The following is a 23,163-nucleotide window of genomic DNA, read 5'->3' as shown; positions in this document are numbered from 1 at the left end:
CATGACACTCGCCACCAGGGTCATCCCGTGCCTCGACGTGGACGCCGGGCGCGTGGTCAAGGGCGTCAACTTCCTCGACCTCCGCGACGCGGGTGATCCCGTGGAGTTGGCCGCCGCCTATGACGAGCAGGGCGCCGACGAGCTGACCTTCCTCGACGTGACCGCGTCGTCGTCGGGTCGCGGGACCATGATCGACGTGGTCAAGCGCACCGCCGAGCAGATCTTCATCCCCCTCACCGTGGGAGGAGGCGTGCGTACCGAGGAGGACGTCAACCAGTTGCTGCGGGCCGGCGCGGACAAGGTGAGCGTCAACACCGCCGCCATCGCCCGCCCCGAGCTGCTCGGCGAGCTCAGTCGACGATTCGGCTCGCAGTGCATCGTCCTGTCCGTGGACGCGCGGACCGTACCCGAGGGGTCCGAGCAGACCCCGTCGGGATGGGAGGTCACCACGCACGGTGGTCGCCGCGGTACCGGCATCGACGCCGTCGAGTGGGCGCGGCGCGGGCAGGAGCTCGGCGTGGGCGAGATCCTGCTCAACTCGATGGACGCCGACGGCACCAAGGCGGGTTTCGACCTGGCGATGGTGAAGGCGGTCCGCGAGGCGGTGTCGATACCCGTCATCGCCTCGGGCGGTGCCGGTGCGGTCGAGCACTTCGCTCCGGCGGTCCACGCCGGGGCCGACGCCGTCCTCGCGGCCAGTGTCTTCCACTTCGGGGCGATGACCATCGGCGACGTGAAGGACGCGCTCGCGGCAGAGGGGATCACGGTCCGATGAGCGCCCACGTCCTGGATCGGTCGATCGCCGAGAGGCTGTCGCGCAACGCCGACGGCCTCGTCGCCGCGGTCGTGCAGGACGCGACGTCGGGCAGGGTGCTCATGATGGCGTGGATGGATGACGCCGCGCTGGCGGAGACGCTGGCGACCCGGCGGGGTGTGTACTACTCCCGCTCGCGTGGGCAACGGTGGGTCAAGGGGGATACCTCCGGCCACGTGCAACACGTGCGTCGCGTGGAGATCGACTGCGACGGAGACACCGTCCTGCTCCATGTCGACCAGACCGGCGCGGCCTGCCACCGGGGCACCACCAGCTGTTTCGACACCGCAACCCTGCTCGGAGAGGACTGAACGGCGTGCCCTTCATCCAGATCAACCAACTCGACGGGATGGCCGCGGCGGACAAGGCCCGCGTCATCGAGGCGGTCACGGCCGCGTACGCCGAGGCCTCGGGCAAGGACCCGGCGAAGGTGTGGGTCCACGTCCACGACATGCCGCACGATTCCTTCGGGATCGCCGGCAAGGCCTTCGGATGAGCACCGAGACGACCACGTTCGAACAGTTCCGCGCGCTCGCCGCGGGCCACCGGGTCGTGCCGGTGGTGCGCACGGTGTTGGCGGATTCCGAGACCCCGTTGTCCGCGTACGTCAAGCTCGCCGGCGACCGACCGGGGACGTTCCTGCTGGAGTCGGCGGAGCACGGGCGCTCGTGGTCGCGGTGGTCGTTCATCGGCTGTGGGGCGGCCGCCGCGTTGACCGTCGACGGCTCGGGCGAGGCGACGTGGTGGGGCAACGTGCCCGCGGGCGCGCCCACCGGCGGTGACCCGCTGGACGCGCTCCGGAGGACACTCGACCTGTTGCGCACCGATCAGATCCCGGGACTTCCCCCGTTGACGTCGGGGATGGTCGGTTACCTCGGGTACGACATCGTGCGCCGGCTCGAGCGGATCCGGCCCGACACCGTCGACGACCTGCAGGTGCCGGAGATGGTCCAGTTGCTGGCCACGGATCTGGCGGCGTTCGATCATCATGAGGGCCGCATCCATCTCATCGCCAACGCGGTCAACTGGGACGGCAGCGACGAGCGGGTCGAGCAGGCCTACGCGGACGCGGTGGCCCGGGTCGACTCGATGACGGCGCGGCTCGCCGACCCGGGGACGGGCGGCGTGAGCGTGTTCGACACTCCCGCCCCCGATGTGCGTCGCTGCACCGACGAGTCGACGTACCACGCGCGGGTCGCCGACATCATCGAGCAGATCTACTCGGGCGAGGCCTTCCAGGTGGTGCTCAGTCAGCGGTTCGAGGTCGACACCGCCGCCTCGCCGCGCGACGTCTACCGGATTCTGCGCACCACCAACCCGAGCCCCTACATGTTCCTCATGACGATCCCGGACGGTAGCGGGGAGGACGGGTTCGGCGATACCGCCTTCACCATCGTGGGATCGAGCCCGGAGGCGTTGGTGACCGTCCAGGACGGGGCGGCGACGACCCATCCGATCGCGGGGACCAGACCGAGGGGCGACGACGAGGAGCACGACGTCCTGCTCGCCAAGGACCTGGTGGATGACGCCAAGGAGAACGCCGAACACCTGATGTTGGTCGATCTCGGTCGCAACGACCTCGGCCGGGTCTGCGTGCCGGGCACGGTGGAGGTGACCGAGTTCCGCCAGGTCGAGCGCTACAGCCATGTGATGCACCTCGTGTCCACGGTGACCGGGCGCCTGGCCGACGGGCAGACGGGCATCGACGCCGTGACCGCCTGTTTCCCGGCCGGCACGCTGTCCGGTTCGCCCAAGCCCCGCGCACTGCAGATCATCGAGGACCTCGAGGACACGCGACGCGGTGTGTACGGGGGCGTGGTCGGCTACGTCGATTTCGCCGGCAACACCGATCAGGCCATCGCGATCCGGTCGGCCGTGATCAAGGACGGCACGGCCTACGTCCAGGCGGGTGCCGGCATCGTCGCCGATTCGGTTGCCGCCTCGGAGGATGCGGAGTGCCGCAACAAGGCGATGGCGGTCCTGCGGGCCGTCGCAGCCGCGGAGACACTGCGCGACGCCGGGGAGGGCCGGTGACCCACCGCGCCCGTCTGCTGGTCCCCGTCGTGCTGTTGGTGGTGGGGGCGGCGCTGCTGTGGGTCGCCTCGCGGATGGTGTGGCTCGACGTGGTGGCCTTCAACGACCAGTCGGGAGAGGGCCGACGGGCCCTGACCGGAGCGGACTGGCAACCCGCCCTCGTCCCGCTCGCACTGGGCGCGCTGGCGGCGATCGCCGCTGTGGCCCTGGTCCGAGGTACTGCCGCGCGAGCGGTGGGCGCCGTCATCGCGCTGCTCGGCGTGGCCGCCGGGGGCCTCATGGCGATGTCGGTGGGGGAGGTCGACGCCGACCGGGTCCACTCGGTGATCACGAGTGACGAGGGCCTGGCCCGGACCGATGCCGGGCCGGGTTCCGAGGGCGCGGAGGCGATCCCGCAGTGGTCGGAGATCACCGAGTTGTCGACCCGGCCCGCGGGACCCGTGATCACCGGCGCGGGCGCCGTCGCCCTGTTGGCGGCGGGGATCGTCGTCCTGGCCAGTCCGGCCCGCCCGGTGCGCCGTGACGACCGGTACGTGACCCCGGCGGCCCGGCGGGAGGGTGCGGCGACCGGACCGGACACGGAGGACGACGCCGGGCGGGATCTGTGGCAGGAGTTGGACGACGGACGGGATCCGACCGGCTGACCGGGTCAGGGTGGTCCCGATTCGGGAACCCCGGCCGGGACCTCTATTGTTGATCTCGATCACACTTTCCGCCCTACGACTGCAGAGGGAGGTCACGGTGGGTACCGTGCTCGACTCGATTCTCGACGGGGTCCGTGAGGACGTCGCGGCCCGTGAGGCCGTCATCGATATGGCGGCCGTGAAGAAGGCGGCCCAGTCGGCGCCGGACCCGCTCGACGCGCTCAAGGCGTTGCGCGATCCCGGGGTGGGCGTCATCGCCGAGGTCAAGCGAGCCAGCCCGTCCAAGGGCGCCCTGGCCGAGATCCCCGACCCCGCCGTCCTGGCCCGGATGTACGAGGAGGGCGGGGCGCGCGTCATCTCCTGCCTCACCGAGGAGCGCCGTTTCAACGGCAGCCTGGCCGATCTCGACGCGGTCCGCCGCGCGGTCGACATCCCGGTTCTGCGGAAGGACTTCGTGGTGGGGCCGTACCAGATCCACGAGGCGCGGGCGCACGGCGCGGATCTGATCCTGCTCATCGTGGCCGCGCTCGAGCAGGACGCCCTGGTGTCGCTCCTCGATCGCACCGAGTCGCTGGGTATGACGGCGTTGGTGGAGGTCCACACCGAGGAGGAGGCCGACCGCGCGCTGGAGGCCGGAGCCACGGTCATCGGTGTCAACGCCCGCAACCTCAAGACACTCGAGGTCGACAGGGACGTGTTCTCCAGGATCGCGCCCGGGCTCCCGTCCGACGTCGTCAAGATCGCCGAGTCCGGGGTCCGGGACGCCTCGGACCTCCTGGCGTACGCCAGCGTCGGGGCGGACGCCGTGCTCGTGGGCGAGGGACTGGTGACGCAGGGCGACCCGCGGGCGGCCTGCAACGCCCTGGCCACGGCCGGTGCCCACCCGTCCTGCCCGCAGGGACCCCGCTAGTCCGGTGCCGCCGGCTTCAGGCAGACTGGGGACGTGAACTCCAAGGATTTTCCGTCACTGCCCACCATGGGAGAGGTGCTCCGGTCCACCACCGGACATGAGCCCGACCAGCGGGGCCACTGGGGGCCGTTCGGCGGCCGTTACGTCCCCGAGGCGCTGATGGCGGTGGTCGACGAGGTGACCGACGCCTACGCCAAGGCCCGGGCGGACGACGAGTACCTCGACGAGCTCGACCGGTTGCAGCTCCACTACTCGGGTAGGCCGTCGCCGTTGTACGAAGCGACGCGGTTCGGTGCGGAGATCGGTGCGCGGGTGTTCCTCAAGCGCGAGGACCTCAACCACACGGGCTCCCACAAGATCAACAACGTCCTCGGCCAGGCGCTGCTCGCGCAGCGGATGGGCAAGAAGCGGGTGATCGCGGAGACCGGCGCCGGTCAGCACGGGGTGGCCACGGCGACGGCGTGTGCCCTCCTCGGCCTCGAGTGCAAGGTCTACATGGGCGCGGTGGACGTGCGCAGGCAGGCGCTCAACGTGGCGCGGATGCGGTTGCTCGGTGCCGAGGTCGAGGCCGTGGAGATCGGTTCGGCCACGTTGAAGGACGCGATCAACGAGGCGATGCGGGACTGGGTCGCCCACGCGGACGACACCTATTACGCGTTCGGTACCGCGGCCGGGCCGCACCCCTTCCCGACGATGGTCCGCGACTTCCAGCGCGTCGTCGGCGCCGAGGCCCGGGTGCAGATCCTCGATCAGGCCGGTCGGCTGCCGGACGCCGCCGTGGCGTGCGTCGGCGGTGGTTCCAACGCGATCGGGTTGTTCCATTCGTTCATCGACGACGAATCGGTTCGTCTGGTCGGGTGCGAGGCCGGGGGTGACGGCGTGGGGTCCGGACGCACCGCGGCGACCGTCAACGCGGGGACGCCCGGGGTCTTCCAGGGTTCGTACGCCCATCTCATGCAGGACTCCGACGGGCAGACGATCGAGTCCCATTCGATCTCGGCGGGCCTGGACTACCCGGGTGTCGGGCCCGAGCATTCGCGCCTGGCGGAGATCGGGCGGGCCGAGTACCGCCCGATCACGGATACCCAGGCCATGGACGCGTTCGCTCAGTTGTGCCGCACCGAGGGCATCATCCCCGCCATCGAGTCGGCGCACGCGATCGCCGGTGCCGCGCAGCTCGCCGCGGAGGGCGTGGACCTCATCCTGGTCAACGTCTCCGGTCGCGGCGACAAGGACGTCGACACCGCCGCCCGGTGGTTCGGCCTGTTGGACGGGGGGACCCCGCCCGAGGCCGGGGTGGATTCGAGCCAGGGCGCCGACGACGGCGCGGGCGAGTTCGCGGACGGAGGAGTCGAGGGATGAGCGTTCTCAGTGACGTGTTCGAGCGGTGCCGGAGCGAGGACCGGGCCGCGCTCATCGGCTACTACCCGGCGGGTTACCCGACTCTCGAGGGGTCGATCGACGCCGTGCGCACGATGGTCGAGGGCGGATGCGACATCGTCGAGGTCGGCATCCCGTACTCCGATCCCATGATGGACGGGCCGACCATCCAGGCCGCCGCCGACACCGCGATCGAGGCCGGGTTCCGCGTGGCGGACACCTTCGAGGTGGTCCGCGCGGTCGCCGCGGCCGGTGCGGTCCCCGTGGTCATGACCTATTGGAACCCGGTGCTCCAGTACGGTGTCGACCGTTTCGCTGCCGACCTCGCCGCCGCCGGCGGTACCGGCGTCATCACGCCCGACCTCATCCCCGACGAGGCCGACGACTGGATCGCCGCGTCGGACGCCCACGGAATCGACCGGGTGTTCCTCGTCGCGCCGTCGTCGACCCCCGAGCGACTCGCGATGACGCTCTCCCACACGGGCGGTTTCGTCTACGTCCAGGCCGTCATGGGTGTCACCGGCGCCCGGGACGTCGTCTCGGACGCGCCCCGGACCCTCACCGCGCGGGTCCGTGAGATCTCCGGCCTCGCCTGTGGGGTCGGGCTGGGGGTGCGCAACGGTGAGCAGGCGGCCGAGATCGCCTCGTACGCCGACGGCGTGATCGTCGGGTCGGCACTCATCACGGCGGCGACCGAGGGGCTCGACGCCCTCGGGAGGCTGACCGCCGAGTTGGCCGAGGGCGTCCGTCGAACCGGAGCAGCGTCGTGATCCCCAGCCCTCCCCAGGGCGTCTGGGAGATCGGTCCGTTCCCCCTGCGTGCGTATGCCCTGTGGATCATCCTCGGCATCGTCGTCGCCATCTGGTGGGGCGAGAAGCGCTGGGTCGCCCGTGGCGGCCGGGCCGGGGTCGTGATCGACACGGCGCTGTGGGCGATCCCCTTCGGCCTGATCGGCGGACGGATCTACCACGTGGCCACCGATTGGTACCGCTACTTCGGAGAGGGCCGCGATCCCGTCGACGCGTTGAAGATCTGGGATGGCGGCCTGGGCATCTGGGGGGCGGTCGCGTTCGGCGCTCTCGGCGCCTACATCGGTCTGCGCCAACAGGGCATCCGGGCGCTGGGGGCGCTGGGCGATTCGATCGCCCCCGGCATCGTGTTGGCACAGGGGATCGGCCGACTGGGCAACTACTTCAACCAGGAGCTCTACGGCCGCGAGACCGATGTGCCCTGGGCGCTGGAGATCTACCAGCGCTACGACGAGTCCTACGGGTACTCGGAGACGATCGGGCGGTCGACCGGACAGGTGCTGGCGACCGTTCACCCGACATTCCTCTACGAACTGCTGTGGAACGTTCTCGTGGCGATCGCCCTGGTGCTGATCGACCGGCGGTTCCGCCTGGGCCACGGTCGGCTCTTCGCCCTCTATGTGGCGTTGTACTGCTTCGGTCGCTTCTGGGTGGAACTGCTGCGCGCGGACGCCGCCACGGAGGTGTTCGGACTGCGCATCAACACCATCGTCTCCCTCGTGGTGATGCTCGCCGCGCTGGTGTATCTCTGGCGGGCCCGCCGCGGCCGGGAGGAGGCCTCCGACCTGCGGGCGCCGGACGACGTCGGGGACGACCCGGCGGAGGGTGGTCCCGCGGGCGACGCACCCCCGTTGGCCGGTCGTTGACCTCGGGTTAACCGGGTGGCCGGTCGAGGGGACTAGATTGGTACGAGTGAATCGTCGTACCAAGATCGTCTGCACCCTGGGTCCCGCCGTCGCGTCGGAGGAAGGAATCCGAGAGCTGGTCGACGCGGGCATGGATGTCGCCCGCCTCAACTTCAGCCACGGAGAGCACTCCGACCACGAGGCCAACTACCGATGGGTCCGCAAGGCCTCCGACGAGTCCGGCCGGGCCGTCGGTGTCCTCGCGGACCTGCAGGGCCCCAAGATCCGACTCGGCCGCTTCCTCGAGGGCCGGCACGAGTGGGAGGAGGGCGACCGTGTCGTCATCACCGTCGCCGAGGTGGAGGGCACCAAGGATCGCGTCTCGACCACCTACAAGGGGCTGGCGAACGACGCCCGCCCGGGAGACCGCCTCCTCGTCGACGACGGCAACATCGGACTGACCGTCGAAAACGTCGACGGTGACGACGTCCAGTGCGTCGTGACCGAGGGCGGTACCGTCTCCAACAACAAGGGCGTGTCCCTGCCGGGCATGAACGTCTCGGTCCCCGCGTTGAGCGAGAAGGACATCGCCGACCTCCGGTTCGCCCTCGGCCTGGGGGCGGACTTCATCGCCCTGTCGTTCGTGCGGTCGCCGGCGGACGTCGACCTCGTGCACGAGGTGATGGACGAGGTGGGCATCCACGTTCCCATCATCGCCAAGCTGGAGAAGCCGGAAGCCGTCAAGAATCTCGAGTCCATCGTCCTGGCATTCGACGCCATCATGGTGGCCCGGGGCGACCTCGGCGTGGAGTTGCCGCTGCAGGAGGTGCCGCTGGTCCAGAAGCGTGCCATCCAGATCGCGCGCGAGAACGCCAAGCCCGTCATCGTGGCCACCCAGATGCTCGAGTCGATGATCACGAACTCCCGGCCCACCCGGGCCGAGGCGTCCGACGTGGCGAACGCCGTCCTCGACGGGGCGGACGCGGTGATGCTCTCGGGGGAGACCTCCGTCGGCAAGTACCCGATCGAGACCGTACGCACGATGTCGTCCATCGCACTCGCGGTGGAGTCGGACTCCACGGCCGCGCCGGATCTGGTGCACATCCCACGGACCAAGCGCGGTGTCATCTCCTACTCCGCCCGCGAGATCGGTGAGCGGCTGGGGGCGAAGGCGCTCGTCGCGGTCACCTCGACGGGGGATACGGTGCGGCGGCTCGCCCGTCTGCACAGCCACCTGCCGCTCATCGCCATCACCAGCGACCCCCGCATCCGCAGCCAGCTGGCGCTGACGTGGGGGACCGAGACCTTCCTCACCGACCGCGTCAACGACACGGCGGAGATCGTCAAGGTCACCGACGAGATGCTGCTCCCGCTCGACGGGTACAACGAGGACGACCTGATCGTGCTCGTCGCGGGGAACGTGCCGGGCGTCGAGGGGTCAACCAACTTCATCCTCGTCCACCGGATGGGCGAGGTCGACCACTGATCACCATCGGATAACAACCGACAGGCGCCGGTGAGCAAGCCGCTCACCGGCACTTTCGTCTGTGTTCGTGCCTTTGACGTGACAGAGTCGAGACACTTCTGTTACCTTCTTGGAGTCGACCGGGAAGCCGGTCACGTCCCTGCTTCACCCGCTCCAGTCTCCGAGCTTCCCTGATGTCCGACGCCACTCGCATTTCCTACGCCGAGCTCGCCGATCGACTCGGCGTCGAGGGCACCGGCGCGACCGCCGGGCGCCACCGCGCCGCCCGCTCGTCCAACATGGGCCGCCTCGTTGCCGGCACCGTCGCCGGCGCCGCCCTCTCCGGCGGCATGGCCATGGCCGCCGCCCCCGCAGCCTCCGCCCAGTCCGCCGAGATCAACGCCGACCAGCTGACCGAGATGGCGCAGGGCGTCATCCAGGGCATCGGCCTCACCGAGGACCAGCTTCGGGAGTACGCGATCGACCCGGCTGTGTTCGGCTCGCTCGGTGTCCCCTCGGTCGGTGGCGCCCACGCCCCGACCTACGGTCCGATCACCTCCGGCTTCGGCCCCCGTTGGGGAACGTTCCACAACGGCACGGACTTCGGTGCACCGATCGGGACCCCGATGTTCGCCGCCAAGTCCGGCACCGTCGTGGCTGCCGGCCCGGCCTCGGGGTACGGACTGTGGATCCGGATCCAGACCGACGACGGCCACCTGCTCGAGTACGGACACAACGACCAGAACCACGTCTCGGTCGGCCAGCGGGTCAACGCCGGGCAGGTCATCGGAACGGTCGGAAACCGCGGCTACTCCACCGGGCCGCACCTGCACTTCGGCGTGCGCAACCCGGCCGGCCAGTGGATCGACCCGGTGCCGTGGCTCCGCGCCAACGGCGTCGCCGTCTGATCGATCGACGCCCCCGACACGCACCCGTCGCGCCCCGTCTCCCCTCGAGGAGGCGGGGCGCGACCGCGTTGACGGGCCACGTGTCGGGCCTTTCTGACACAGTGGGGCGAGAGAGTCCACCACCAGTCGAGAGGCGATCCATGTCGCAGACCGTCAAGGGCGTCATTGCCCGTAGCAAGGGGGCCGAGGTCGAGTTGGTCGACGTCGTCGTCCCCGATCCCGGACCGAACGATGTCATCGTGCGGGTGCAGGCGTGCGGCGTCTGCCACACGGACCTGGCGTACCGGGACGGCGGGATCAACGACGAGTACCCGTTCCTGTTGGGCCACGAGGCCGCGGGCATCGTCGAGACCGTCGGTGACCGGGTCACCCATGTCGCCGAGGGCGACTACGTCGTCCTCAACTGGCGCGCGGTGTGCGGTGAGTGCCGGGCCTGCAAGAGGGGCCAGCAGCAGTACTGCTTCGCCACCCACAACGCCTCGCAGAAGATGACGCTGAGCGACGGCACCGAGCTCACCCCCGCGCTCGGCATCGGCGCGTTCATCGACAAGACCCTCGTCCACGAGGGGCAGTGCACCAAGGTCGACCCGGCGGCGGACCCGGCGGTCGCCGGACTGCTCGGATGCGGTGTCATGGCCGGCATCGGCGCGGCCGTCAACACCGGCCAGGTCAGCCGTGGCCAGTCCGTCGCCGTCATCGGGTGCGGTGGAGTCGGTGTCGCCGCGGTCGTGGGCGCCCGACTTGCGGGCGCCTCGACGATCATCGCGGTCGATATCGACGACACCAAGCTCGAGTGGGCCAAGGACTTCGGTGCGACCCACGCGGTCAATTCGACCTCGACCGATCCGGTGGCCGCTATCCAGGAGCTCACGGACGGCTTCGGCGCCGACGTCGTGATCGACGCCGTCGGTCGGCCGGAGACGTACGAGCAGGCCTTCTACGCGCGTGATCTCGCCGGGACCGTGGTCCTGGTGGGCGTGCCCACGCCGGAGATGCGGTTGGAGTTGCCGCTGCTGGACTTCTTCGGCCGTGGTGGCTCGCTCAAGTCGTCCTGGTACGGCGACTGTCTGCCCGAGCGCGATTTCCCGATGCTCGTGGATCTGCATCTGCAGGGTCGGCTCCCGCTCGAGAAGTTCGTCTCCGAGCGGATCGGCATCGGGGCCGTCGAGGCGGCGTTCGACGCGATGAAGTCCGGTTCAGTCCTCCGATCGGTGGTGACGATGTGAGCGAGATCCACACCAGCGCCGGGCACGCCGGCGGTCTGCGTATCGAGAAGGTCGTCACGAGCGGCATCTTCGCGCTCGACGGCGGCGAGTGGGAGGTCGACAACAACATCTGGATCCTCGGGGACGACTCCGAGGTGTACGTGATCGACGCCGCGCACACTGCCCAGCCGATCATCGACGCGGTGGCGGGCCGCCGGGTCAAGGGCATCCTGTGTTCGCACGCCCACAATGACCACATCACCGTGGCGCCGGAACTGTCGGAGAAGCTGGATGCGCCGATCCTGGTGCACCCGGGTGACCAGATGCTGTGGGACGAGACCCATCCCACCGTCTCCCACGGCGAGCTCTCCGACGGGCAGCGTCTGGAGATCGCGGGTACCCGCATCGACGTGATGAACACGCCCGGGCACTCACCGGGATCGTGTGTGTTCCACGTTCCCGAGGCGGGCGTGTTGTTCTCCGGCGACACCCTGTTCTCCGGCGGACCGGGGGCCACGGGCCGCTCGTACTCGGATTTCCCGACCATCATCACCTCCATCCGCGAGCGCATCCTCACGCTGCCCGCGGAGACGCTGGTGCACACCGGTCACGGTGACGGGACGAAGGTCGGGGACGAATCCCCGCACCTCGAGGAATGGATCGCCCGAGGGCACTGAGACCGCCGCCGTGGGCGCGGGGAGGACTGACGCGGGGGAGGGGCCGGGGAGATGACGACGACGAGGACGCCCGCAGAGTCCGGTCCTCCCACTCCGTGGCACACCCTCGCGCCCGCGGAGGTGTTGTCCCGCCTCGGTGCGGGCCCGGACGGGCTCACCAGCGCCGAGGCGGGCGCCCGTCTCGTCCGGCACGGGCCCAACACCTTGCCCGAGGCCGAGCGGGTGCCCGCGTGGCGGCGGGTGGCGAGGCTGTTGGCGGATCCGATGATCCTCGTGCTCGCGGTCGCGGCTGCGGTGAGCGCGGGGGTGTCCCGGGAATGGGAGACCCCCGTGGTCATCCTGCTGGTGGTCGCACTGAACACGATCCTCAACTACGTCCAGGAGACCCGTGCCGAGGCCGGTCTCGCAGCCCTACGCGATATGTCGGTCCCGCACAGCCGGGTGGTGCGGGACGGCGTGGAGGCCGAGATCGACAGCAGTGGGCTCGTCCCGGGCGACATCGTGGTGGTGGAGTCCGGAGACAGGGTCCCCGCCGACGGCCGGGTGCTCTCCGGATCCCGGTTGCAGGTGGCCGAGGCGACGTTGACCGGGGAGTCGGCCCCGGTGGACAAGGCCGCGGGAGCGGTACAGGACGTCGACGCGCCTCTCGGAGACCGCGCTGGCATGGTCTTCATGAACACGGAGGTCACCCGGGGCCGGGCGCGCATCGTGGTGACCGGTACCGGTGAACACACCGAGATGGGCGCGATCGCGGACCTGCTGGGCGGTGCGGGCGCCGGTCCGACGCCGCTGCAGAAACGGATCGGTACGCTCGCCCGCGTCCTCACCGGGATCGCGCTGACCGTGGTGGGACTGGTCCTCGTGATCGGGCTCGTGCGCGGTCAGTCCTGGGAGGACATGCTCCTGTCCGCGGTCTCCCTGGCGGTGGCCACGATCCCGGAGGGGCTCACGGCGGTCGTGGCGTTCACGCTCGCGATGGGTGCCTCGCGCCTGGCCCGCGAGGGCGCGATCATCAAGAACCTCGCCGCCGTCGAGACACTCGGTTCGACGAGCCACATCGCGACGGACAAGACCGGGACCCTCACTCTCAACGAGATGACCGTCACGCGGATCGTCGCGGGCGGCGGGTCGTACTCCGTGACCGGGACCGGATACGACGGGGCCGGGACCGTCCTGTCGTCCGACCCGGACGTCGTACCGGACCTGAGACGGGCCGCGGTGGCCATGGCGTTGTGCAACGACGCGATCGTCGCCGACGGGCGACTGGTCGGAGATCCGACCGAGGGCGCACTGTTGGTGGCGGCGACCAAGTGCGGGATCGACGTCGAGGGGCTGCGCGCCGCCCGTCCGCGGGTGGCCCAGGTCCCGTTCGACTCGGCGTACAAGTTCATGGCGACGGTCAACCGCGCACCGGGTGGAGACCTCGTCCTCCACGTCAAGGGTGCCACCGGTGCCGTTCTGCCTCGCGCCACGCACGTCTGGGACGGGGCGACGGCGGTGGAGCTCGACGACGAGCGGCGTGGAGCGTTGCGCGCGGACACGGAGGGGCTCGCCGCGTCCGGCCTGCGCACGCTGCTCGTGGCCGCCCGGCCTTTCGGCGACGGTGACGGACAACCCGACGAGGACTCTCTGCTCGGCGAGGTCCGCGACCTGACCGTGCTCGCGGTGCTGGGGATCGTCGACCCACCGCGGCCACGTGCGGCCGAGTCGATACGCATCGCACACCAGGCGGGCATCTCGGTGCACATGATCACCGGTGACCATCTGGTCACGGCCTCGGCCATCGCCCGCGACCTCGGTATCGGCGGGGAGGCGGTGAGCGGTGTCGATCTGGACCGCATCGACGCCGAGGAGCTGTCCGCCCGGGCCGCTCGCCTCGGAGTGCTGGCCCGCGTGACCCCCGAGCACAAGATCCGGATGGTGCGGGCCCTCCAGGCTGACGGGGACGTGGTGGCGATGACGGGAGACGGTGTGAACGATGCGCCCGCCCTGCGCCAGGCCGACATCGGGATCGCCATGGGGATCACCGGTACCGACGTGTCCAAGGGCGCGGCGGACATGGTGCTCACCGACGACAACTTCTCGACGATCGTCTCCGCGGTGCGCCAGGGGCGGGGGATCTACGACAACATCGTCAAGTTCGTGAAGTTCCAGCTCACCACCGCGTGGGCGTTCGTGATCGTCTTCCTGGCGAGTGGTCTGTTGGGGCTGGCGACGGTGCCGTTCACCGCGCTGCAGGTTTTGTTGGTCAACATCGTCATGGACGGCCCGCCGGCGATGGCCCTGGGCGTCGAGCCTGTGGAGAAGGACGCCATGCGCAGGCCTCCGCGGCCGGCCGGCGAACAGATCCTCACTCCGGCGCGATTGGTGCGGATCCTCTGGCTGGGTGTGGTGATGGCCGGGGGTACCCTGCTCGTGCTGGCGTCCGCCGAGGCGGTGTTCCCCGATCGAGCAGGGGAACCGCTGTTCGCCACCACGTTGGCGTACGCGACGTTCGTCTTCTTCCAGGTGTTCAACCTGATGAATGTCCGATCCGACCACGGCTCGGTGTTCTCCCGCGACATGGCGCACAACGCCCCGATCTGGGTCGCGCTGGGCGCGGTGCCGCTGCTGCTGATCGCGGTGGTCCAGGTGCCGTTCCTGCAGGGCGTTTTCGACACCACCTCGCTCCGCGCCGACGAATGGCTGCTGGCCACCGCGGTGGCGTCGTCGATCCTCTGGCTGGAGGAGCTGCGCAAGGCCGGCGCGAGATGGCGTACGCGACGGGCCGGTGCGTCGGGCAGGATGGACGTGGTCTGACGCGCCCACCCGAGGGCGCCGCCACCACCGCGTCAGGTAGCGGGCGCGACACGGTCGGACCGACGAGGAGGAGTCATCATCATGGCCAGGGTCACCGCCAGCAACACCATCGTCATCGAGGCGCCCGTCGAGGCCGTGAGCGCGGCGATCGCCGACTACGCGCAGGTCCGGCCCCGCATCCAGCCCGAGCAGTTCAGCGCCTACCGCCTGATCGAGGGTGGACAGGGGGACGGCACCGTCGCGGCGTGGAACCTCCAGGCCACCAAGAAGCGAAGCCGGGACGTCAAGGCCAACGTCACTGTCGACGACGCCGCCGCGCACTGGTCACTCGTGGAGAAGGACGAGAACTCGTCCATGGCCACCACCTACACGGTGCGCGAGGCGACGGGGGGCGCGCTCGTCGAGATGACCACCTCGTGGGACGGCGCCGGGGGAGTGGGTGGATTCTTCGAGCGGACCTTCGCGCCGGCCGGGCTCAAGCGCATCCAACACGCCCTGCTGTCCAATCTCAAGGACGACCTCGAGGGGTAGCCGACCGGGCTCCGACCGGGCTCAGTCCGGCCGGGCTCAGTCCGGCCGGTCCGCCGAGCGGGAGCGGTCCGCCGAGGGACTCGTCGTAGTCGTGGTGGCGGACTCGGCCGCCTCGACATCCGTCCCCGTGGGCGCGGCCGCCGCGGCCGCCTCACGCGCGGCCTCGGCCTGTGCCGAGCCGGTCCGGAGCACGATCTGCGGCATGAACGCCAGGATCACCGAGGCGGCCACGGCGAGGATGCCGGCCACCAGATAGATCTCGGACATGCTCAGTGCGTAACCCTGCTCGAAGGGGTGGGCGACCAGCTCGGGAAGCCGGTTGATCACCGAGGAGTCCTTGGTGACCGTCTCCAGTGCCCCCGCGCCGGTGGTCGGGTCGGCGAGGGCCCGGACGATCCCGTACGCGTCGGGATCCTGCCGCAGGGCGGGGTCGGCGAGGCCCTCCTGAACACCGCGGGCGAGTCTACCGTCGGCGGCGGCCTGCTTGAGTTCGCCCGAGATGGAGCCACCGACGCGGCTGAAGAGAATTGACAGGAACACCGCGACGCCGGCGGTGCCACCGAGCTGACGGAAGAAGGTGGCCGACGCGGTGGCCACACCGATCTCCCGCGGACTCACGGCGTTCTGGACGATAAGGGTGAGCGGCTGCATGCAGTTGCCGAGCCCGATGCCCAACACCAGCATGTAGACCATCACCAGCGTCAGCGACGTGTCGGCATCGATCGTCCACAGCAGGAACAGGCCGACAGCGGCCACCGCCGTGCCGAAGATCGGGAACTCGCGGACACGACCGGTCCTGGAGATGAGCTGGCCCGACACGATCGAGGCACCCATCATCCCCGCGACCAGCGGGAGCATCATGAGTCCCGACTCCATGGGATCGGCGCCGTGCACGATCTGCATGTACAGCGGCAGCGTCATCATGCCGCCGAACATGGCCATACCCACGATCACGCCTCCGACCGTGACGATCGCGAAGGTGCGGTCGCGGAACAGGCGGAGCGGGATGAGGGCCTGGTCGCCCGCGCGGGCCTCCACGATGAGGAAGAGCCCGATGCCGGCCAGCCCGACGATGTAGCAACCGAGGGCGGCAGGGGATCCCCACCCCCAGGTGTTGCCCTGCTCGGCCACCAGCAGGAGCGGCACGAGTCCGACGACGATCGCGGCGGCGCCCGCCCAGTCGACGCGATGGTCGACCCGGACGTTCTTGACGTTGAGCGTGATCATCACGAGGGTCAGGGCCGCCGCGCCGATGGGGACGTTGATGAGGAAGATCCAGCGCCACCCGTCGATGCCGAAGATCGTGTCGGCGCCGGCGAAGAACCCGCCGATCACCGGCCCGAGTACCGACGACGACGCGAAGACCGCCAGCATGTAGCCCTGGTACTTGGCGCGGTCACGCGGCGGGATGATGTCGCCGATGATCGCGAGCGCCAGGGACATCAGTGCGCCGGCGCCCAGTCCCTGGATGCCGCGGAAGACGGCGAGCATGTACATCGAGGTGGCGAGCGTGCAGAGCAATGAGCCGAACACGAAGATGACGATGCCGATCACGAAGAACGGCTTGCGCCCGTAGATGTCGGAGAGCTTGCCGTACAGGGGCGTCGAGATGGTGGACGTCATGAGATACGCGGTGGTGACCCACGCCTGGGCGTCAAGGCCCTGCAGGTCGTCGGCGATGGTGCGGATCGCCGTGCTCACGATGGTCTGGTCGAGGCTGGCCAGGAACATGGCGGACATGAGGCCGGCCAGGATGACGAGGATCTGGCGGTGCGTGAACTCGCCGTCCTCGCTTGCGTGGACCGAGGATGTCTTGGGAGTGGTCATCGGTTCTCCTCGGCGGAGGTGAGAGAGCAGAGTTCGGCGTGGAGGGAGTCGGCCAATCGGGCGAGGTCCGCGATGAAGGCGTCCGCCCGGTCCGGCGTCCAGTCCTCGAGGAGGCCGGCCATCCAGTCACCACTGCGCTCGAACACCTGGCTGACGAGATCGGTGCCCTCGGCGGTGAGTGTGACGAGGCTGGCACGTCCGTCATCGGGATCGGGGACCTTCGCGATGAGCCCGCGGGTCTCGAGTTGGCGGACCTGGCGACTCACCACCGAGACGTCGGTGTGGACCCGGGCGGCCAGATCGGTGACCCGGGCCGGGCCGTCATGGATGGCGAACAGCAGCGGATGCGCGGACGGCTCGACGGCCTCGTCGTAGCGGGGCACCGAGAGGTTGACCGCACGCAGGAGTTAGACCACCCGCGAGAGGTCCACCACCAACCGGCCACCGCGTTCCGCGTCTATCGCCATCTTGACTCCTCGAACCGATTGCTTGCAACAAGCAAACATTACGCGCGTCGCGGACCACCGCGCCACCGGCTGGCGCGCGGGTGGAGAGGGCGGAGGCGGTGATGAGGTGATGAGGTGATGAGAGGAATACGAGCGGGTCTGACCTCGCTCGAGCGGTGGTGCCCCCGGTCGGACTCGAACCGACACTGGACGGGTTTTGAATCCGTTGCCTCTGCCAATTGGGCTACGGGGGCGAACGCGGTGAACCGCTGGTCCGGAAGTCTAACCGACGACCGATGAGCGTCTGTCCGACGCCCGCCCTAGAGTGGCCGTGTGAGCACCACGAGTCAGACCGCAGAAGCCAACACCGCCCCCGGTTCGGGCGCCACCTCCGGCGCCACAGCGGGGGAGGGGCCCACCCGCCTGCTGCTCCTGGACGGGCACTCACTCGCGTTCCGTGCGTTCTACGCGCTGCCGGCCGAGAACTTCTCCACGGCGTCCGGGCAGCACACGAACGCCGTGTACGGATTCCTGTCGATGGTCGCCAACCTGGTGACCGAGGAGGAGCCCACGCACCTGGCCGTGGCGTTCGACGTCTCCCGTGCGACGCTGCACCGCACGGCGGAGTACCCCGAGTACAAATCCACCCGGTCGGCCGCGCCCGAGGAGTTCAAGGGGCAGGTCGAACTCATCCAGGAGGCGCTGGTGGCGCTGGGGGTGCGGACGCTGTCGCTGGAGGGCCACGAGGCCGACGACATCATCGCCACCCTCGCCACCCACTCGGGCGGTGCCGAGACGCTGATCTGCACCGGGGACCGCGACGCTCTGCAGTTGGTGTCCGACGAGGTCACCGTCCTCTATCCGGTCAAGGGGGTATCCGAGCTCGCCCGCTTCACACCCAGCGCCGTCGAGGCGAAGTACGGGGTGACACCGGCCCAGTACCCGGACGTCGCCGCGCTGCGCGGTGACACCTCCGACAACCTCCCGGGCGTGCCCAAGGTCGGCGACAAGACCGCAGCCAAGTGGATCACCCAGTACGGCACCCTCTCGGAGCTCATCGCGCACGCGGACGAGGTCAAGGGCAAGGTCGGTGAGAGCTTCCGCGAGCACCTGCCCCAGGTGCAGCTCAACCGGCGGATCACCGAGCTCACGCGTGACCTGGACCTGGGCGTCGAGATCAGGGACCTCGTCCGCGCCACCCCGGAGCGTGCCGACGTCAACGCACTGTTCGACCGGTTGGAATTCGGCCCCCAGGCGCGCGACCGATTCCTCTCCGCCTTCCTGCCGGAGGGCGCCCCCCAGCCCGCCGCCGAGGTGGAGCTCGAGCAGGCCGCGGTGCTGCACGCCGGCGAGGTCTCCGACTGGCTCGCCGCCCACGCGCCGGCCGGGCAGCGGCACGGCCTCGTCGTCGTCGGGCCCTCCCGACCCGGCGCGGGCGACGCGCAGACCATCACCATCGCCGCCGCCGGCGGAGCCTCCGGACACCTCGACCTCGCGAACATCGGGCCGGACGACGAGCAGGCGCTGCGCGCCTGGCTGGCCGACGACGCGGTATCCAAGGCGGTCCACGACGCCAAGGCCGCCACGCACGCACTGACGGGACGCGGGCTCCGGTTGGGCGGGGTGACCATGGACGTGGCCCTGGCCGCCTACCTGGTGCGACCCGGACAACGCAGCTACGGACTGGCGGAGCTGTTCCAACGTCACCTACAGCGCGAACTGCCCGAGGCTGAGGCGGGGGACAAGCAACTGTCCCTGCTCGACGATGTCGATGACGCCGAGACTGAGCAGAAGAACGCCGACGCCGCCGCGACCCGCGCCCGCGCGGTGGTCGATCTCGCGGAGCGGCTGGACGTGGAACTGGAGCAGGTGCACGGGGCGCGCCTGATGGCGGAGATGGAACTGCCGCTCGTGCCGGTGCTGGCGCGGATGGAATCGATCGGGATCGCGGTGGACGGCAACGCCCTGGACGGGTTAAGGGACGACTTCGCCGACCGCGGGCGACAGGCGGCCGACGCCGCCTACGCCGCGATCGGCGGCGAACAGATCAACCTCGGCTCGCCCAAGCAGTTGCAGGTCGTGCTGTTCGAGACCCTCGGCATGCCCAAGACCAAGAAGACCAAGACCGGGTACACCACAGACGCCAAGGCGCTGGAAGAACTGCTCACCAAGGAGACGGGCGACACCCCGGGACGGGCGTTCCTCGAGGCACTACTGCTGCACCGCGAGACCACCAAGATGCGGACCACGGTCGAGGGGCTCATCAAGACCATCGGTGACGACGGGCGTATCCACACCACGTTCAACCAGACCGTGGCCGCGACCGGCCGACTTTCCTCGACGGACCCCAATCTGCAGAACATCCCCGTGCGCACCGAGGACGGTCGACGCATCCGCGAGTCGTTCGTCGTGGGTGAGGGTTACGACTGTCTTCTCACCGCCGACTACAGCCAGATCGAGATGCGGGTGATGGCACACCTGTCCGGCGACGCCGGGCTCATCGAGGCGTTCCGGACAGGGGAGGACCTGCACTCGTTCGTGGGCTCGCGCGCGTTCGGCGTGCCGATCGACGAGGTCACCCCGGAGCTCCGTCGCCGGGTCAAGGCCATGAGCTACGGACTGGCCTACGGGCTCAGCGCGTTCGGCCTCGCCGCCCAGCTCGGGATCAGCCAGGGTGAGGCCAAGGATCAGATGGAGGCCTACTTCTCCCGCTTCGGCGGTGTGCGCGACTACCTGCGCGCAGTGGTCGAACAGGCCCGCCGTGACGGCTACACGGAGACACTGTTCGGGCGGCGTCGCTACCTGCCCGAGCTCAACTCGGACAACCGGCTCAAGCGGGAGAACGCCGAGCGTGCCGCGCTCAACGCACCCATCCAGGGCACGGCCGCCGACATCATCAAGGCGGCCATGCTCAAGGTCGACGCGGACCTCACCGAACGGCGGCTGAAGAGCCGCCTTCTGCTCCAGGTCCACGACGAACTCGTGCTCGAGGTGGCGGAGGGCGAACTCGACGAGGTCCGGGACCTGGTCGTGGACCGCATGTACTCGGCCATCGAGCTCGACGTCCCGCTGGACGTCTCGACCGGAACCGGTCCGGACTGGGACTCGGCGGCGCACTGAGCGTCCCGTTGACCTCCCGGGCGGCAGCCGACCTGTACCCTAAGTTCATTTCAGATTCGGCTCCACGACGCCTGAAAGGGCACCCCATGACGCTCACCTCCCGGCGCGGACTGCGCGCCGCCATGGTCCTGACCGCCACCGCGGCCCTCGCGCTGACCGGTTGCACCACCAACACCGAGGGGCCGCAGGACTCCGGGGAGCCTCGTGACGAGGTGTCTCTCGAGACCGATGAGGAGATCGCCGCGCTCGTCCCGGCCGAGATCCGGGACAAGGGCGTCATCGTGATCGGCACCAATCCGCCGTACGCGCCCAACGAGTTCAAGAACGAGAGCGGCGAGATCGTCGGCTTCGACATCGACGTGATGACCGCCGCCGCACAGCTGATGGGGCTTCGCGCGGAGTTCCGCGAGTCCGACTTCGAGAAGATCATCCCGGCGATCGAGGGCGGCACCATGGACATGGGAGCCTCGTCGTTCACGGTCAACGACGAGCGGCTCCAGACCGTCGACTTCGTCACCTACTTCGAAGCCGGCATCCAGTGGGCAGCCGCCGCCGGCAACGACGTCGACCCCGATGACGCCTGCGGCCTGAACGTCGCCGTCCAGCGGACCACGGTCTCCGACCAGGAGGACGTGCCCGCCCGCAGCGAGGCCTGCGTCGCGGCCGGGAAGCCCGCGATCGAGAAGGTCCAATTCGATTCCCAGGACGAGGCCTCGACCGCCGTGGCGCTCGGGAAGGTCGACGCGATGTCCGCCGACTCGCCCATCTCCGCCTACGCGGTCAAGCAGTCCGAGGGCAAGATGCAGCTCGTCGGCGACGTGTTCGACTCCGCCCCCTACGGCTGGCCCGTCCGCAAGGACTCGGAACTCGCCGCCGCCCTCGAGGCTGCCGCCGACAAGCTCATCGAGACCGGCGACTTCGAGACGATCGCCCAGAACTGGGGCCTCGAGGCCGGGCTCATCGATGACGCCGAGATCCGGAAGGGCTGAGTGACCGGTAGGTGAGTACCGCGCAGAAGGGGGCGGACGCCCCCGCGGCGGAGGCCCCGGAACCGATCCGGGCGGTGCCTCTCCGGCACCCGTGGCGTTGGGTGTCGGCGACCGTCGTACTGGTCCTGGTGTTCCTGTTCATCTGGGGCGCGGCGACCAACCCGGCCTACGGGTGGGACACCTACGCCCGCTACCTGTTCGACACCAGGTTCGGCATGGCCGTGTTCTACACGATCGCGCTGACGCTGCTGTCGATGATCCTCGCCGTGGTCCTCGGCGTCATCCTCTCGGTGATGCGGATGAGCAGCAACCCCGTGCTCAAAGCAGTCGCCTGGGTGTACCTGTGGATCTTCCGCGGAACGCCGATCTACGTGCAGCTGCTGTTCTGGGGCCTGATCTTCACCCTGTACCGCCAGGTCCAGTTCGGGATCCCGTTCACCGACCTTCAGTTCGTCCGGTTCGACGACACGATGGTCCTGTACTCGGCGTTCTGGCTGGCCGTGGTGGGCCTGGCCATGAACGAGGCCGCGTACATGGCGGAGATCGTCCGCGCGGGCATCTCGTCGGTTCCCGAGGGGCAGGCCGAGGCCTCGACCGCACTGGGGATGACGTGGGGCCAGACGATGCGGCGGACCATCCTGCCGCAGGCGATGCGGGTCATCATCCCGCCGACGGGCAACGAGTTCATCTCGATGCTCAAGACCACCTCACTCGTCGTGGCGATCCCGTTCTCCGGTGAGCTCTACGGGCAGGCGCGCGACATCTCGGGCGTCAACTTCCAGCCCATCCCGCTCCTTCTGGTCGCCGCCACCTGGTACCTGGTCATCACCAGCGTGCTCATGGTGGGTCAGCACTACCTCGAGAAGCGCTTCTCCCGCGGCGCCACCCGGAAGCTCACCGGCCGGCAACTGCGCGCACTCGCCGATGCGGACGGGCTCACCCCGTCCGCCCTCGCCGCCGTCAAGGGCACCGATCAGTCGGGAGGGATGGCATGACGACGATGGTCAGGGCCGAGCAGGTCTGCAAGAACTTCGGGTCGCTGCGCGTCCTCAAGGGCATCGACCTCGAGGTCGCCGCCGGTGAGGTGCTGTGCCTGGTGGGGCCCTCCGGATCGGGCAAGTCCACCTTCCTCCGGTGTATCAACCACCTGGAGCGGGTCGACGCCGGCAGGCTCTACGTCGACGGCGAGCTGGTGGGCTACCGGGAGAAGGGTGACAAGCTCTTCGAGATCTCCCCGAAGCAGGCAGCCCGCCAGCGACGGGACATCGGCATGGTGTTCCAGCACTTCAATCTGTTCCTCCACCGCACCGCCCTCGAGAACGTCATCGAGGCGCCGATGTTGGTCAAAGGCCAGTCGCGTGGGGAGGCCACCGAGCGGGCCCGCGACCTGCTCGCGAAGGTGGGTCTCGCCGCCAAGGCCGATGCCTACCCGGCCCAGCTGTCCGGCGGGCAGCAGCAGCGCGTGGCGATCGCCCGGGCCCTGGCCATGGACCCCAAGCTGATGCTGTTCGACGAGCCGACCTCGGCCCTCGACCCCGAGCTGGTCGGGGAGGTCCTCGGCGTGATGCGCGATCTCGCGGACGCGGGGATGACCATGGTCGTGGTCACCCACGAGATGGGGTTCGCCCGGGAGGTCGCCGACACGGTGGCGTTCATGGACGACGGTGTCGTGGTGGAGTCCGGCACACCCGCGGACGTTCTCACCTCGCCGTCCCACCAACGGACCAAGGACTTCCTGTCCAAGATCCTGTGACGCCGGG

21 protein-coding genes and 1 tRNA gene are annotated in these 23,163 nt (G+C 69.5%); 19 read left to right on the top strand and 3 right to left on the bottom strand.

Annotated elements, in window-relative coordinates; translation table 11 throughout:
* Window position 1: 1 nt before the first annotated feature.
* The 15 genes from hisF to J1M64_RS10375 all read left to right on the top strand — a co-directional run bounded on the left by hisF (window position 2) and on the right by J1M64_RS10375 (window position 15,021).
* Window positions 2-775 (top strand): imidazole glycerol phosphate synthase subunit HisF, encoded by a 774-nt coding sequence (gene hisF, locus J1M64_RS10445; protein ID WP_067713974.1) that lies wholly within the window; start codon window positions 2-4, stop codon window positions 773-775.
* Window positions 772-1,125, top strand: a complete 354-nt coding sequence (gene hisI / locus J1M64_RS10440) for a phosphoribosyl-AMP cyclohydrolase (RefSeq protein WP_067713976.1) — start codon at window positions 772-774, stop codon at window positions 1,123-1,125. Before hisF ends, hisI begins: the two co-directional genes overlap by 4 nt.
* Window positions 1,126-1,130: 5 nt before the next feature.
* Window positions 1,131-1,310 carry a tautomerase family protein gene (locus J1M64_RS10435; protein ID WP_067713978.1) on the top strand — a complete coding sequence of 60 codons (180 nt, stop codon included), beginning with the start codon at window positions 1,131-1,133 and terminating at the stop codon, window positions 1,308-1,310.
* Window positions 1,307-2,848 (top strand): anthranilate synthase component I, encoded by a 1,542-nt coding sequence (locus J1M64_RS10430; RefSeq protein ID WP_067713982.1) that lies wholly within the window; start codon window positions 1,307-1,309, stop codon window positions 2,846-2,848. The genes J1M64_RS10435 and J1M64_RS10430 overlap by 4 nt, the downstream gene beginning before the upstream one ends.
* Window positions 2,845-3,492 (top strand): TIGR02234 family membrane protein, encoded by a 648-nt coding sequence (locus J1M64_RS10425; protein WP_067713985.1) that lies wholly within the window; start codon window positions 2,845-2,847, stop codon window positions 3,490-3,492. The genes J1M64_RS10430 and J1M64_RS10425 overlap by 4 nt, the downstream gene beginning before the upstream one ends.
* A gap of 97 nt (window positions 3,493-3,589) precedes the next feature.
* Window positions 3,590-4,402 carry an indole-3-glycerol phosphate synthase TrpC gene (gene trpC / locus J1M64_RS10420; protein WP_067714103.1) on the top strand — a complete coding sequence of 271 codons (813 nt, stop codon included), beginning with the start codon at window positions 3,590-3,592 and terminating at the stop codon, window positions 4,400-4,402.
* Between the two features lie 66 nt (window positions 4,403-4,468).
* On the top strand, window positions 4,469-5,764 hold the full coding sequence (trpB, locus tag J1M64_RS10415) for a tryptophan synthase subunit beta (protein ID WP_069390397.1): 1,296 nt from the start codon (window positions 4,469-4,471) through the stop codon (window positions 5,762-5,764).
* Complete coding sequence (gene trpA, locus J1M64_RS10410; protein WP_067713990.1) at window positions 5,761-6,552, top strand: tryptophan synthase subunit alpha; 792 nt, start codon at window positions 5,761-5,763, stop codon at window positions 6,550-6,552. Before trpB ends, trpA begins: the two co-directional genes overlap by 4 nt.
* Complete coding sequence (gene lgt, locus J1M64_RS10405; RefSeq protein ID WP_067713993.1) at window positions 6,549-7,457, top strand: prolipoprotein diacylglyceryl transferase; 909 nt, start codon at window positions 6,549-6,551, stop codon at window positions 7,455-7,457. Before trpA ends, lgt begins: the two co-directional genes overlap by 4 nt.
* Window positions 7,458-7,503: 46 nt before the next feature.
* A complete protein-coding gene (gene pyk / locus J1M64_RS10400; protein ID WP_067713995.1) occupies window positions 7,504-8,922 on the top strand; it encodes a pyruvate kinase in 1,419 nt (472 codons plus the stop codon).
* A 173-nt stretch (window positions 8,923-9,095) separates the two neighbouring features.
* On the top strand, window positions 9,096-9,809 hold the full coding sequence (locus J1M64_RS10395; protein ID WP_082923784.1) for a M23 family metallopeptidase: 714 nt from the start codon (window positions 9,096-9,098) through the stop codon (window positions 9,807-9,809).
* Between the two features lie 140 nt (window positions 9,810-9,949).
* Window positions 9,950-11,035, top strand: coding sequence for an S-(hydroxymethyl)mycothiol dehydrogenase (locus tag J1M64_RS10390; RefSeq protein WP_067713998.1), 1,086 nt, complete (start codon window positions 9,950-9,952; stop codon window positions 11,033-11,035).
* Window positions 11,032-11,691, top strand: coding sequence for an MBL fold metallo-hydrolase (locus tag J1M64_RS10385; protein WP_172812117.1), 660 nt, complete (start codon window positions 11,032-11,034; stop codon window positions 11,689-11,691). The genes J1M64_RS10390 and J1M64_RS10385 overlap by 4 nt, the downstream gene beginning before the upstream one ends.
* A 51-nt stretch (window positions 11,692-11,742) precedes the next feature.
* Window positions 11,743-14,490 carry a cation-translocating P-type ATPase gene (locus J1M64_RS10380; RefSeq protein ID WP_206474144.1) on the top strand — a complete coding sequence of 916 codons (2,748 nt, stop codon included), beginning with the start codon at window positions 11,743-11,745 and terminating at the stop codon, window positions 14,488-14,490.
* A gap of 81 nt (window positions 14,491-14,571) precedes the next feature.
* The gene (locus J1M64_RS10375) at window positions 14,572-15,021 is read left to right on the top strand and encodes an SRPBCC family protein (RefSeq protein WP_067714004.1); all 450 of its coding nucleotides are present in this window, start codon (window positions 14,572-14,574) and stop codon (window positions 15,019-15,021) included.
* Window positions 15,022-15,057: 36 nt separating this feature from the next.
* On the opposite strand, the gene J1M64_RS10370 is transcribed toward J1M64_RS10375, so the two are convergent.
* From J1M64_RS10370 to J1M64_RS10360, 3 genes are all read right to left on the bottom strand, one after another.
* Complete coding sequence (locus J1M64_RS10370; RefSeq protein ID WP_206474143.1) at window positions 15,058-16,848, bottom strand: MDR family MFS transporter; 1,791 nt, start codon at window positions 16,846-16,848, stop codon at window positions 15,058-15,060.
* Window positions 16,845-17,231, bottom strand: a complete 387-nt coding sequence (locus J1M64_RS10365; protein ID WP_206474142.1) for a MarR family winged helix-turn-helix transcriptional regulator — start codon at window positions 17,229-17,231, stop codon at window positions 16,845-16,847. The genes J1M64_RS10370 and J1M64_RS10365 overlap by 4 nt, the downstream gene beginning before the upstream one ends.
* Window positions 17,232-17,471: 240 nt before the next feature.
* Window positions 17,472-17,548: transfer RNA gene (locus J1M64_RS10360), tRNA-Leu, on the bottom strand.
* A 79-nt stretch (window positions 17,549-17,627) separates the two neighbouring features.
* Here J1M64_RS10360 and polA point away from each other — a divergent pair.
* The 4 genes from polA to J1M64_RS10340 all read left to right on the top strand — a co-directional run bounded on the left by polA (window position 17,628) and on the right by J1M64_RS10340 (window position 23,156).
* A complete protein-coding gene (gene polA, locus J1M64_RS10355; RefSeq protein WP_206474141.1) occupies window positions 17,628-20,414 on the top strand; it encodes a DNA polymerase I in 2,787 nt (928 codons plus the stop codon).
* 86 nt (window positions 20,415-20,500) lie between these two features.
* The gene (locus J1M64_RS10350) at window positions 20,501-21,403 is read left to right on the top strand and encodes an ABC transporter substrate-binding protein (protein ID WP_182635353.1); all 903 of its coding nucleotides are present in this window, start codon (window positions 20,501-20,503) and stop codon (window positions 21,401-21,403) included.
* Between the two features lie 11 nt (window positions 21,404-21,414).
* Window positions 21,415-22,398, top strand: coding sequence for an amino acid ABC transporter permease (locus J1M64_RS10345; protein WP_067714016.1), 984 nt, complete (start codon window positions 21,415-21,417; stop codon window positions 22,396-22,398).
* The gene (locus tag J1M64_RS10340; protein ID WP_067714019.1) at window positions 22,395-23,156 is read left to right on the top strand and encodes an amino acid ABC transporter ATP-binding protein; all 762 of its coding nucleotides are present in this window, start codon (window positions 22,395-22,397) and stop codon (window positions 23,154-23,156) included. The genes J1M64_RS10345 and J1M64_RS10340 overlap by 4 nt, the downstream gene beginning before the upstream one ends.
* The last annotated feature ends 7 nt before the right edge of the window (window positions 23,157-23,163 follow it).

The organism is Dietzia sp. KRD202 (assembly GCF_017168155.1).
Lineage (GTDB): Bacteria > Actinomycetota > Actinomycetes > Mycobacteriales > Mycobacteriaceae > Dietzia > Dietzia kunjamensis.
This window is presented reverse-complemented; position numbering and strand designations above follow the sequence as displayed.